14 protein-coding genes are annotated in these 12,010 nt (G+C 37.6%); 9 read left to right on the forward strand and 5 right to left on the reverse strand.

Annotation, left to right across the window (positions count from 1 at the left end):
• The coding region (locus AWW67_RS06195) for a hypothetical protein (RefSeq protein WP_141655390.1) at positions 1 to 210 on the reverse strand (210 nt) is incomplete at its 3' end.
• Between the two features lie 218 nt (positions 211 to 428).
• Here AWW67_RS06195 and AWW67_RS06200 point away from each other — a divergent pair.
• A complete protein-coding gene (locus AWW67_RS06200; protein WP_062300725.1) occupies positions 429 to 1,904 on the forward strand; it encodes an oligosaccharide flippase family protein in 1,476 nt (491 codons plus the stop codon).
• Here the strand turns inward: AWW67_RS06200 and AWW67_RS06205 are convergent.
• Positions 1,901 to 3,214 carry a glycosyltransferase family protein gene (locus AWW67_RS06205; RefSeq protein ID WP_062300726.1) on the reverse strand — a complete coding sequence of 438 codons (1,314 nt, stop codon included), beginning with the start codon at positions 3,212 to 3,214 and terminating at the stop codon, positions 1,901 to 1,903. The two genes, AWW67_RS06200 and AWW67_RS06205, sit on opposite strands and share 4 nt — an antisense overlap.
• Before the next feature lie 135 nt (positions 3,215 to 3,349).
• On the opposite strand from AWW67_RS06205, the gene AWW67_RS06210 reads away from it, so the two are divergent.
• On the forward strand, positions 3,350 to 3,796 hold the full coding sequence (locus AWW67_RS06210; protein ID WP_062300727.1) for a hypothetical protein: 447 nt from the start codon (positions 3,350 to 3,352) through the stop codon (positions 3,794 to 3,796).
• On the opposite strand, the gene miaA is transcribed toward AWW67_RS06210, so the two are convergent.
• Positions 3,770 to 4,723, reverse strand: coding sequence for a tRNA (adenosine(37)-N6)-dimethylallyltransferase MiaA (gene miaA, locus AWW67_RS06215; protein WP_062300728.1), 954 nt, complete (start codon positions 4,721 to 4,723; stop codon positions 3,770 to 3,772). The two genes, AWW67_RS06210 and miaA, sit on opposite strands and share 27 nt — an antisense overlap.
• Positions 4,724 to 4,728: 5 nt before the next feature.
• Between miaA and AWW67_RS06220 the strand changes: the two genes are divergently transcribed.
• From AWW67_RS06220 to AWW67_RS06240, 5 genes are read left to right on the forward strand one after another with little or no spacing between them, the layout of a single operon-like run.
• Positions 4,729 to 5,526, forward strand: a complete 798-nt coding sequence (locus AWW67_RS06220) for an Hpt domain-containing response regulator (RefSeq protein ID WP_053223010.1) — start codon at positions 4,729 to 4,731, stop codon at positions 5,524 to 5,526.
• Complete coding sequence (locus tag AWW67_RS06225; RefSeq protein ID WP_053223009.1) at positions 5,527 to 5,916, forward strand: response regulator; 390 nt, start codon at positions 5,527 to 5,529, stop codon at positions 5,914 to 5,916. It abuts the gene before it with no gap.
• On the forward strand, positions 5,913 to 6,188 hold the full coding sequence (locus tag AWW67_RS06230) for a hypothetical protein (RefSeq protein WP_053223008.1): 276 nt from the start codon (positions 5,913 to 5,915) through the stop codon (positions 6,186 to 6,188). The genes AWW67_RS06225 and AWW67_RS06230 overlap by 4 nt, the downstream gene beginning before the upstream one ends.
• Entirely contained in the window at positions 6,185 to 6,946 is a 762-nt protein-coding gene (locus AWW67_RS06235; RefSeq protein WP_053223007.1) for an MBL fold metallo-hydrolase, read from the forward strand. The genes AWW67_RS06230 and AWW67_RS06235 overlap by 4 nt, the downstream gene beginning before the upstream one ends.
• Entirely contained in the window at positions 6,946 to 8,511 is a 1,566-nt protein-coding gene (locus tag AWW67_RS06240) for an NFACT RNA binding domain-containing protein (RefSeq protein ID WP_062300729.1), read from the forward strand. Before AWW67_RS06235 ends, AWW67_RS06240 begins: the two co-directional genes overlap by 1 nt.
• Here the strand turns inward: AWW67_RS06240 and pyk are convergent.
• Positions 8,508 to 9,944, reverse strand: coding sequence for a pyruvate kinase (pyk, locus tag AWW67_RS06245; protein WP_062300730.1), 1,437 nt, complete (start codon positions 9,942 to 9,944; stop codon positions 8,508 to 8,510). The genes AWW67_RS06240 and pyk overlap by 4 nt on opposite strands.
• Before the next feature lies 1 nt (position 9,945).
• Positions 9,946 to 10,443, reverse strand: a complete 498-nt coding sequence (locus tag AWW67_RS06250) for an IPExxxVDY family protein (RefSeq protein ID WP_053223004.1) — start codon at positions 10,441 to 10,443, stop codon at positions 9,946 to 9,948.
• A 51-nt stretch (positions 10,444 to 10,494) separates the two neighbouring features.
• Here AWW67_RS06250 and AWW67_RS06255 point away from each other — a divergent pair, with 51 nt between their 5' ends.
• Positions 10,495 to 10,734, forward strand: coding sequence for an acyl carrier protein (locus AWW67_RS06255; protein ID WP_053223003.1), 240 nt, complete (start codon positions 10,495 to 10,497; stop codon positions 10,732 to 10,734).
• 23 nt (positions 10,735 to 10,757) lie between these two features.
• A complete protein-coding gene (gene fabF, locus AWW67_RS06260) occupies positions 10,758 to 12,008 on the forward strand; it encodes a beta-ketoacyl-ACP synthase II (protein ID WP_053223002.1) in 1,251 nt (416 codons plus the stop codon).
• Positions 12,009 to 12,010: the final 2 nt, after the last annotated feature.

Raw genomic sequence — 12,010 nt, forward strand, 5'->3', positions numbered from 1 at the left:
ATACAAATTACCTGAAGCATCGTAAACCATATCTATTGGTTCATTCAAACGAGCAGTAAGTCTATTGCCTCCAACATTACCGCTCGAGGACATCGTTCCAGCATAAACCTCAACAGATACTGCTATTGGCAAGGGAGTTTGGGAAAAGCTATCATTAAAAAATGTTCCCAAAAGCAGAAAAAAAACAACAGATTTAAGAGCAAGCTTCATGGCATAAGGTTAGTGTCCTTTCAAAAATAGTTATTTATAGCTATTACCACTCAATAAGTTTAGATTAATCGTTATAGAAATCATTTTTAATAAAGATCATATCTCCTGTATCTATCTAACATATCATTTTTTAAATATTTGATTCTGAACCAAACTTACCCCCCTACCATAAAGCCTATGACATCAAAAAACATTACTTTTGCCGGAAATCTAGCTTCTTGGGCATCGTAATTAAACAAAGCATTCGTTCTTCAATCATCGCCTACCTTGGGGTGCTGATTGGTTACATCAATGTACTTTGGCTTTTCCCTTATTTTCTTGAAACCAACCAAATTGGCCTCTTCCGGTTAATTCAGAGCAGTGCTTTTTTGATGGCTACTTTTGGGCAATTTGGTTTGGGCTCTGCTTTGGTCAAGTTCTTTCCAAAACTGAAAGATCAAAAGGGCTTTCTGAGCTTTATTATTTTAGGAGGAGTTTTTGGCTTCGTTTTATTTGCCGCATTTACCTTTCTGTTCAAAACCGAAATAACCGCTTACTTCGCCAAAGAGTCAGGGCTGTTTATTGAGTATTTCGGAATTACTCTACTGATTAGCTTTATACTAATTCAATTTCAATTGTTGGAAGGCTACTGCCGTAGCCTTCTAAAAATTGTTATTCCTACACTAATTCGAGACATACAACTCAGGCTTTCCGTCACTGTTCTTGTTGCGCTTTATGCCTTAAACATCATCACTTTTAATGGACTTATTCAGTGGCTATCTGCCGCCTACCTGCTGATGGTGATCACCGTTATTTTTTATCTACGCCAGCTTAAGGCTTTTCAGCTCAGCTTCAACTTTAAATTCATCAACACAGCGCTACTGAAGCAAATCATGACCTATGCGGTTTATATGATGATTGGCGCAGGCGGTACGCAAATCGTGCTACAAATTGATAGTATTATGGTGAGCGGAGCTTTGGGCTTAGATGCCACAGGGATTTACACAGTTGCCTTTTTTATTGGGGTGGTGATTGAAATGCCTAAACGTTCTATTACTCAAATTTCTGCCCCACTTATTTCTCAAGCCTTCGAGAAGAATGATATGCCTGCTGTAGAGAAATTATATAAGCAGACCTCTATTAACCAAATGATTATCGGAAGCTTGCTGCTTATTGGTATTTGGGCAAACCTTGAAAACCTCTATTCATTTATTCCCAATGGAGAAATTTACATTCAAGGCATTAACGTGGTATTGTTTATAGGCTTAGGAAAGCTAAGCGATATGATTTTCGGCACCAATGGAGAGATCATCGTAATGTCCAAACACTACAAATTCAATGTAGTTGCAGTGGGTATTTTAGCCATGCTTACCATTGTGCTTAATTTATTATTGATTCCAAAATATGGAATTGAAGGAGCTGCCATAGCTTCGTTTTTAGCCATGCTTACTTTTAACCTAAGTAAGTTTTTATTCGTTTGGGTGAAATTTAAAATTCAACCGTTTTCAATGGGAAGCATCAAATTACTAGCTATTATTGGTTTGGTACTTTGGGTAAATCAATGGATTCCTACACTGGAACTAACACTTTTAGATATCCTTATCCGCTCCACCGTTATTAGTGTTCTACTTGTTGGGCTCACCATTGGGCTCAAGGTTTCAGAAGAGGTGAATAGCCTCGTATTTGGCTTTGTAAATCGTTTTAAGAAGGCTTAGCGAGTACCTAAAGTATTCAATAATTCGCTTAACTTTTGGGTGAGGCTTCGTCTTCCAAACTCACTTATTCCTTCGACATTAGAATTTAAGTTTCCATTCTTCCAATCTTGATAGGTTTCTCTTAAAAAGGATTTTAACTGATCTGCATCTGTCTGCTCAAACACGCTTCCCGATTTTGTCCTGTCAAGAATTTCTGCCAAATCGCTTTCCTTATTCCCAACACAAAGTATTCTTCGATCGGCTCCTAAATACTCAAAGAACTTACCTGGCAAATGGCCTTTGGCATTTTCAGAGTTATTCTGAAGCAATAGCAGTACAGAAGATTGTCTGTACCTCTGTAGCACTTCCGAATGAGGTAAATAATTATACTTCTGAATAAGTGGAGCGAGATGAGTATGATCTTGAAATGTAGCCAGCACATCATCGCTGAGAATTCCCACAAACTCAATTTCTAAATCGTTATCAAATTCGTTTGCGGCAACCATTTCATTCAGCGCCTTCCAAAACCATTCTGGATTTCTGAAAACATTGAGCATGCCTACATGACTAATTCTAAATTTATCTGAGTTTGTAACTGAAACGGAAGTCTTAAAATCTTCATCATCAAAACCATTGGTAATCACTTTTGCTCTTCTGGCTCCTAAGTCTTCAAAATCGTTCTTCCAACTTTCGCTCACAGTCAGCACACAGTCGGCCGCGCGTATTACCTGCTGCTCTAAGCTCTTGTGTTTCCGCCAAACCAATGCAGTCATATTGAATTTCTGAAGAATATCCCATTTCGACCAAGGATCACGGAAATCGGCTACCCAAGTGATGGCTGGATTTTTCATCTTGAGTTTTAGCCCAATCAAATGCATAGAATGAGGTGGCCCGGTGGTAACTATGGTCTGTATGTTGTTACTCTCTAAAATAGAAGCGATGTAATCAACCGAAGGTTTTACCCAAAACACCTTAGGGTCAGGAATAAAAATATTACCTCGAAGCCAAATGGCTAAGCGTGACATAAAGCCCTTCTTCCCTCCTTCTAGTACCTGACCTTGTTTTAATTCTTTTCTTCCAGAAAGCTTTTTGAATATTGAATAAGGTTCCCAAATGGGGAATTTTAAGACCTCGGTTTGTGAAGAAACATCTTTGGTCAAAGATTCATCTTTCAAATCGAAATCAGGATTTTCAGGCGTAAAAATCACTGGTTCCCAACCGTATTCAGGCAAGTATTTAGAAAACTTAAGCCAACGTTGCACTCCACCACCAGCGCTTGGCGGCCAGTAATAGGTAACAATCAAAACTTTTTTATTGACAGAATCAGTCATTGGTCAAATATGATAAGAAAACCGATAATGACATAAAACAATGGGGTATTAAGCCGCTATTAAGGGTTAACTTTGCTTTTGTTCTCAAAAAAAATTTACTTCGAACAAATTAGGTCAAATACAAAACAAACAACAATGGGTTACATGCCAATTATAGTCGCATTATTAGGGTTCACCCTTCTATTTTCGATTTACATATACAATCAAATAAAACCTAGAAAAGCTAACATTACCAAAACCATTGACAGAATGGAGGAGGTAAGCCGTGAAAGAAAACAGTTAATATTAGGTTACCACAACAGCAACGAGGTTTCTCCATTGGCGGAAGTGGCCATGCAGTTGAAAAAGACATCAACTGATAGGTTTCAAAGCTTTAATAAAGAAGAGGCGTTGATTGATGAAATTAATTTGGTTGCTCCTCAAATATCGGACAAACCATTGTCTACCCAAATTCAGCGATTGAATGAAGAGCAGAAACAATTATTACGTAAACTGCGGACTACTTCAGGAGAATACAATAGATTTATAGCTTCTCCAGCAAATAAAATGGTGGCCTCACTTTTCGGATTTAAGACTTTTTGATTCAATTTCAGACAATACATATTTTAACACGCCTTCGCTGTCAGTAGCTTCAAACCATTTGACTTGCTCGTTTTTCTTAAACCAAGTCATTTGGCGTTTGGCATATCTTCTTGAATTCCTTTTGAGCAATCGGGTGGCCTCTTCTTTATCGTATTCTCCGGCCAAATAGCCGAAAATTTCTTTATACCCCACTGTTTGAAGTGCATTAAGATTACGTTCTGTATAGAATTTTTCAGCCTCTTCAAACAGACCGTTTTCGATCATTTGATCCATTCTTAAATCAATTCGCTCATACAGCTTTTCTCGCTCCATTTCTAGCCCTACCATAATTACATGAAACGGTCGGTCTACTTTCTTACCAGTTCTGAAGCTACTAAAGGGTTTTCCCGTTGAGCGAACAACCTCTAAAGCTCGAATTACACGTTGTGGGTTTTTAAGGTCGGCATGTTTACAATACTCTGGGTCTGACTCCATTAATTCATTCACAAGCGATTGAAGCCCATTCGTATTGAGTTCGTGAGTTAGTTCATCTCTTAATTCAGAAGATACTTGTGGTAACTCATCCAATCCATAACAAACTGCATCAACAAACAACCCTGAACCGCCCACCATAACAGCAGTTTTAATTGTGGAAAAAATATCGTCTAAAATTTTCAAAGCATCGTTTTCAAATTTTCTAACATCATAATGATCATGAATTGACAACGAGTTGATCAAATGGTGCTTTACAGTAGAAAGCTCTTCAGCGCTAGGCTTTGCGGTACCAATTTCTAATTCTTTATAAAACTGTCGTGAGTCAGCCGAAACAATTTCACTTTCAAGGTTTTTAGCCAAGATTATTGATTGCGCAGTTTTCCCTACAGCCGTGGGACCAACCACACAAATTAAAAAGTTAAACTTAATCACACCTCCTATTTGAATCGTCATAATTAATGAATAAACTTGCCAGACTTCGACCTAGACATCCCATTTTGAGCAGAAAAATACTCATCGTAGACGATAATGACATAAATCGTCAATACTTACGTTCCGTTTTATCGGACGAAGATACAGAATTGTTATCAGCTTCAAGCGGCCATATTGCCCTGAAATTTCTTGAAAATCACATTCCAGATGTTATACTTATGGATATTCAAATGCCGGAAATGGATGGCTTTGAATGCCTAAATCTTATTAAGGAAAGACACCCCGATTACCCTTCACTGATTTTTGCCGTCACTGGTTTTTCAGACGATTTTGGAAATACCTCATTCAAACAACTAGGTTTTGATGAACTATTTTTAAAACCCATAAAAGCCACCATTTTCAAGGATCAAATCGGAGAACTTCTTCAGAAATGGAGGGAAGAAAAATCTGCTTCAAATCAAGCTCTGAGGCTATCAGATGCAGAATTGATTGATATAAAAACAATTAAAGAGCTCGAAAAATATGCTTCTCAGAAAGAGCTATTAGAAATATATAAAGAATTTGAAACAGAGACGAACGAGGCCATAGAGCAGTTAAAATCTCACGTTGCATCAAATGATATTGACAAAATTTTAAGTATCTTGCATACCATCAAGGGAAATTCGGCATCTTTAGGACTGACTCCCATTGCCGAGTTTTCTGAAAAGGCAGAAATCGAAATAAAAAATCATAAAACAACAGATTTAGAAAATTATTTACGGCAATTACTTGCTTTATTCACCACTTTCGTAAGTAATTACGGAAGAATTCTAAACTTAAACTAAATGACTGAAGTGGATTATAAGAACGTACTCGTTGCGGAAGACAGCTCCGTAATTCAAAACCTTTTGAAAAAAATCCTGCTTTTCGAAAACTGCAAAATCACCTCTGCCAAAGATGGACAAAGCGTTTTGGATAAATATGAAAAAGGTGATTACGACCTGATTATAATGGACTTCAACCTTCCAGTATTAAGCGGGTTAGAAGCCACGAAAAAGATCAGATCCATTAAAAACAAAAAGGGAAAAGTGCCTATTATTGGTATCTCAGGAAATGCTAAAAACCTTCCTGAAAGTACTTTTTTCGAGGCCGGAATCAATGAGTATATGCAAAAACCATTGGATTACGATAAGCTCATCGAATTGGTAAAAAAATACACCGCTTCTGCTGAATGACTATTAGGTACACGAAACAATTTTTGAGCAAACTCGAAGATATATTCGCTGAATCTGACTACATATTACGTTATGAGAAAGGCAGTTTCAAATCAGGTTACTGCCTTTTGAATGACACCAAAATAGCAATCGTTAATAAATACTACACTACCGAAGGTAAAATCTCTTGCCTAATTGACATACTGAAGTCCGTTCAAATAGACAAATCTAAGCTCAACGAAAAGAACCGAAAGCTCTTAATGGAGTTGTCTCAAACTGAAATAGATCTGTGAAAGTTACTTTTTTAGGCACCGGAACCTCTCAAGGAATTCCCGTAATTGGATGCACCTGTGAGGTTTGTCGTTCGCTTGACTTTAGAGACAAAAGACTTAGGACTTCCATCCATGTAGAAGTTGACGGATTAAGTATAATTTTTGACTCTGGCCCTGACTTTAGACAGCAAATCCTTAGGGAGCACATCACTCGATTAGACGCTCTTGTCTTTACACACGAACACAAAGACCACACGGCTGGCATGGACGACATTAGGTCATTCAACTTTCTTCAAAAAAAGGATATGCCTGTTTATGCCCGAAAAAATGTGGTAGAACAACTGAAAAGGGAGTTTGCTTATATCTTCAGTGAAAATAAGTACCCAGGTATTCCTAGGGTTGAAATTCAAGAAATCGACAACTCGCCTTTCTTTATAGAAAAAACAAAAATTACTCCTATTGAAGTATCCCATTTTCAGCTACCTGTTTTTGGATTTAGAATTAAAGATTTTACCTACATAACAGACGCCAAAACGATCTCTGACAAAGAAAAGGATAAAATAAGGGGTTCAAAAACCTTAGTGATAAATGCACTTCAAATTGACGAACACCTTAGCCACATGACCCTGAATGAAGCCATTAGTTTAGCTAAAGAAATCAATGCAGACCACACTTATTTCACACATTTGAGTCATAGAATGGGTACTCATAAAAAAACAGAGAAACTTCTGCCAGAAAATATCGAAATAGCTTACGATGGGCTAAAAATCGAAATCTAGTGCACCTTAATTATTACGTTTTAAAAAGACTTTCAAAATCTCTAGAGCAATTACTTCTGGGAGCAGAGTTAGTTGAATCCTTTAGCCAAGAAAAAGACGAACTAATTCTAGGCTTTTTATTAAAAGACAAGAACAGTTTTTATCTCAGAGCCACGCTTCAGAGTGATTTCACAGCCCTATCTTTTCCTAAAAACTTTGCTCGAAGTAAACGAAACAGTGCTGACATTTTCCCTTTTTTGGTTCGATGTAAGGTTCAATCGATTCACCAATACGAAAATGAAAGGGCCTTTCACATTGGCTTTAAAAATGGCGCTGTGCTACTTTTCAAAATGCACGGAAATAGATCTAATATTATCTTAATTCCCAAAGGTCAAAACCCTCAGTTATTTAAAAAGAAGTTAATAGCAGACAAGTCGATTACCCTCTCTTCTTTAGAAAGACCGATCGACCGCTCAGAAGCTCTTTACTTGACCAAACCTGACTACAGCAAGTTCTACCCCACATTTGGGAAACTCATCAAGGAACACCTTTTGGCAGGCAATTTTCATAAACTCACTGCTACCGAGCAGTGGAGCAAGTTATCAGAGTTGGTTCATAAACTAGAAACTAGCCCATTTTATATTACTGAAATCAACGGAAGACCGTCATTAAGTTTAATTGAATACGGCACAATAAAAGAGGTACTTTCAACCGACCCTGTAGAAGCACTAAATCGTTTTTATCAGGTTTTTCACACCGAGTATTTTTTTGAAAAAGAAAAAGGCAGCGCCATACAACTGCTCAATAAAAAAATCAGTCAAGCCAAAAGCTACATTCATAAAACACTACAGCAATTAGATAAGCTTGAATCAGCCACTGCACCGAACCAAATTGCGGATATTATTATGGCTAACCTTCACGCAATTCCTTCAGGAGAAACAACGATTAACCTATTCAACTTCTACACAAACGAGAATATTGACATTAAGCTCAACAAGTTACTTTCTCCACAAAAAAATGCTGAAAATTATTACCGTAAGTCGAAGAATAGAAAAATCGAAGTTGAAAAACTCACGGAAAACATTTTAAATAAAGAAGAACAGCTAATTAATTTTCAAAACCAGAAAGAAGCAATTGAGAAAACCGAAAACCTCAAAGCCCTGAGGTTAATCATAAAAAGTAGCGACTTGGCTGGAAATAAGGGCAACCAAGAAGTTCATTTACCTTACAAAACCTTTATGGTTCAGGGCTATCAGGTTTGGGTAGGTAAAAATGCAAAATCTAATGATGAGCTCACTTTGAAACACTCGTTCAAGGAAGACCTTTGGCTACATGCCAAAGATGTTCCTGGCTCTCATGTATTGATTAAACATCAGGCAGGTAAAAGCATTCCAACATCTGTTATTGAACGAGCCGCTGGATTTGCCGCCTACTATTCAAAAAGAAAAACCGATACATTAGTACCGGTTATTTATACGCCTGTTAAACATGTGCGAAAAAAGAAAGGCACGGCTCCAGGGCAAGTATTTGTGGCTCAAGAAAAGGTAATAATGGTTCCTTCTCAAGGGCCACAAACAGAAGCTTAATCTGCAATATTAAGCTTTAACATATTGGTTCTACCTCTTTCTCGAATAGGCATACTCGCGGTGGTAATAAATACATCTCCCTTCTCTAAATGTCCGTTTGCCTTGAGAATATTTTCGTGATCTTTAAACGTTTGATCCGTAGACTCTTGGCTATCGTAAAAATAGCCTCTAACTCCCCAAACCAAAGCCAACTTCGTCAACAAACTCTTTTTCGGAGTGAAAATGAAGATATGTGACTTTGGTCTATGTGAGGATAGTTTAAAAGCTGTATAACCTGATACTGTATTTCCCAAAACCGCAGTAGCTTCGATTCTTTCTGCCAAACGACAAGCTGACAACATAATGTTATCATTCATATAAGTATCACTTGACTCTAAAGGCTCATAAAAATTACTGTAAATACTTTGAGCAGATGATTCCACCGAGGCAATAGTCTTTGCCATACTCTTAATAGTCTGTACTGGGTATTTACCAGCAGCAGTTTCTGCAGAAAGCATTAATGCATCAGCACCATCCAACACAGCATTCGCAACATCGTTCGTTTCGGCTCTAGTAGGACGTGGATTGTAAATCATGCTTTCCATCATTTGAGTTGCAATGATTACTGGTTTAGCAGCCAAATTGCACTTTTCAACAATCATTTTTTGAGCGATTGGCACTTCCTCCATAACGATTTCAACTCCCAAATCTCCACGAGCAACCATTAGCGCATCGGATTCAGCTATGATTTCATCTATATTTTGAAGCGCTTCTGGCTTTTCAATTTTAGCTATAATTCTACAATCCTTACCAGCCACCTGAATTCTTGATCTTAAATCGCGAATATCATCAGCATGTCGAACGAAAGATAAAGCAATCCAGTCAACATCATTTTCAAGGCCAAATGCCAAGTCTTCAATATCTTTTGGAGTAAGAGAAGGGGCAGATACCTTTGTGAATGGAAGGTTAATTCCTTTTTTAGATTTCAGCATTCCACCGTATTTAACAACGCAGGTAACATCTGCACCATTAATCGATTTAACCGTAAGCTCTAGGTTACCATCATCAATCAAAATCATATCACCAATACTTACATCAGTAGATAGATTTTCGTAAACAGTAGAAACTTTTTTGCTATTCCCCACCATCTGTTCGGTGGTAATCACTATTTCTTGGCCAGCAGTAATTAATACTTCACCGCCTTCAATTTCACCTACCCTTATTTTAGGCCCTTGCAAATCTTGAAGTATAGAGCAATAGGTACCTAACTCATTATTAAGTTCTCTTATCCTCTCTATTATTTGAGACTTATTTGCATGATCTCCATGCGAAAAATTTAAGCGAAAAACATTTACCCCCGCATAGATCAATTCCTTTAGCATCTCTTTAGAGTCGCTTGCGGGACCTACCGTGGCCACAATTTTAGCTTTATTGATATTCTTATTATAACCCATGTTAAAATATTAAATTGTCCTTAGACTTTAATGTCGCAGCATCCATTAACACCGCGAATTGAACGAAAGGTATTTCTTTGATTTTTGAAATGAAAGTATTTAGGTCAAAACCAACAGATTCATTTTCTATCATAATGAAAAAGTCGAAATTCTTTAACTCAGGAATAATAAAGGCATTATATTGCTCCTCTCCCTCAATCGCTCTATTCCTGATTAGTCTGAAAATCTGATACTCAGTTTGGTACAAATAGTTTGAGATCAACATCCCTCTATTTCCTGTAAAATCCAGTTTGATATTCTCATTTTTGACCAAATTCCACCCTAGGGTTTTGTTTAACATCCAAGCAAGTTTATACTCCTTAACACTGGCATTAATCGCTATCAGCTCAAAATCGATCTCATAAGAAATTTCAAGTTTATTTTTTGCCATAGATGCTAAAAAAACAGGTTTCTGAACACTCAAAGTACCTACGACAAGATTAAAAAATATGTTTGACATTATTGTTAATTTGCATTTCTTTGCAACACGTTTTAACTAAAATTTTCCAAAATGTCGGACATTGCATCAAAAGTAAAGGATATCATCATTGATAAACTAGGAGTAGAAGAATCAGAGGTGACTCCCGAAGCAAGCTTCACTAATGATCTTGGAGCAGATTCACTTGACACTGTTGAGTTAATCATGGAGTTCGAGAAAGAATTCAACATTTCAATTCCAGATGATCAAGCAGAGAACATTGGCACCGTAGGTGATGCCATCTCTTACCTGGAAGCTAACGTTAGCAATTAATAAGTTTTACTTACTACTCTTATATGCAATTAAAGCGAGTTGTAGTAACAGGCCTTGGCGCACTAACACCTTTAGGGAACAATCTTGATACATATTGGGATAACCTAATTAAAGGTGTAAGTGGTGCTGGGCCTATCACCCGTTTCAATCCAGAAAAATTCAAAACTCAGTTTGCCTGCGAAGTAAAGGATTACGATCCTTTAAATTATTTCGACAGGAAGGAGGTTCGTAAGATGGATCTCTTTACTCAGTTCGCAATGGTTGCGGCTACTGAAGCTTTTGAAAATTCAGGCTTGGACTTAGCGTCTATTGACCTATCCAAAGCAGGAGTAATTTGGGGATCAGGAATTGGAGGACTTAAAACCTTTCAGGATGAAGTAATGTCATTCGCTCAAGGTGATGGTACCCCAAGGTTCAATCCTTTCTTTATTCCAAAAATGATTGCAGACATATCTGCGGGTATGATTTCAATCAAATACGGTTTTCGCGGCCCTAACTTTGTAACAGTTTCAGCTTGTGCATCAGCTACTAACGCCATGATTGACGCTATGACCTATATTAAATTAGGGAAAGCTAAAGTGATGATTACTGGTGGCTCAGAAGCATCTGTAACCGAAGCAGGAATGGGTGGATTTAACTCTATGAAAGCACTTTCTGAGAGAAATGACAGTCCGCAAACAGCATCAAGACCCTTTGACAAAGACAGAGATGGTTTTGTTTTGGGAGAAGGAGCTGGGGCTTTAATTCTTGAAGAATATGAGCATGCGAAAGCACGTGGAGCCAAAATCTATGCAGAAATTGTTGGTGGTGGAATGTCGGCTGATGCCTATCATATAACCGCACCACATCCTGAAGGCTTAGGGGCTACAAGTGTGATGATTAATGCACTTGAAGATGCTCAAATGAAGCCTGAGGAAATTGATTATATCAATGTTCATGGAACATCTACTCCTTTGGGAGATATGAGTGAAGTGATTGCTATTGAAAAAGTATTTGGTGAGCATGCTTATAACCTGAACATCAGTTCTACCAAGTCGATGACAGGCCACCTTTTAGGAGCTGCTGGAGCTATTGAGGCGATTGCAGCAATAAAATCAATTGAACATCAAATTGTTCCTCCAACCATCAATCATTTTACTGATGATGACCAGTTCAATCCTAAGTTGAATTTTACATTCAATAAAGCTCAGGAAAGAACAATCAATGCCTGTTTGAGTAATACTTTCGGCTTTGGTGGTCACAATACATCAGTTGTATTTAGAAAACTGGATTGAAA

The organism is Roseivirga seohaensis (genome assembly GCF_001592945.1).
GTDB lineage: Bacteria > Bacteroidota > Bacteroidia > Cytophagales > Cyclobacteriaceae > Roseivirga > Roseivirga seohaensis.

What these genes read in the sequence shown, in the direction of transcription:
- AWW67_RS06230 (WP_053223008.1), top strand. Translation starts at nt 5,913, where the DNA reads ATGACTATTAGGTACACGAAACAATTTTTGAGCAAACTCGAAGATATA.
- AWW67_RS06225 (WP_053223009.1), top strand. Translation starts at nt 5,527, where the DNA reads ATGACTGAAGTGGATTATAAGAACGTACTCGTTGCGGAAGACAGCTCC.
- AWW67_RS06220 (WP_053223010.1), top strand. Translation starts at nt 4,729, where the DNA reads ATGAATAAACTTGCCAGACTTCGACCTAGACATCCCATTTTGAGCAGA.
- miaA (WP_062300728.1), bottom strand. Translation starts at nt 4,723, where the DNA reads ATGACGATTCAAATAGGAGGTGTGATTAAGTTTAACTTTTTAATTTGT.
- pyk (WP_062300730.1), bottom strand. Translation starts at nt 9,944, where the DNA reads ATGGGTTATAATAAGAATATCAATAAAGCTAAAATTGTGGCCACGGTA.
- AWW67_RS06205 (WP_062300726.1), bottom strand. Translation starts at nt 3,214, where the DNA reads ATGACTGATTCTGTCAATAAAAAAGTTTTGATTGTTACCTATTACTGG.
- AWW67_RS06210 (WP_062300727.1), top strand. Translation starts at nt 3,350, where the DNA reads ATGGGTTACATGCCAATTATAGTCGCATTATTAGGGTTCACCCTTCTA.
- fabF (WP_053223002.1), top strand. Translation starts at nt 10,758, where the DNA reads ATGCAATTAAAGCGAGTTGTAGTAACAGGCCTTGGCGCACTAACACCT.
- AWW67_RS06250 (WP_053223004.1), bottom strand. Translation starts at nt 10,443, where the DNA reads ATGTCAAACATATTTTTTAATCTTGTCGTAGGTACTTTGAGTGTTCAG.
- AWW67_RS06255 (WP_053223003.1), top strand. Translation starts at nt 10,495, where the DNA reads ATGTCGGACATTGCATCAAAAGTAAAGGATATCATCATTGATAAACTA.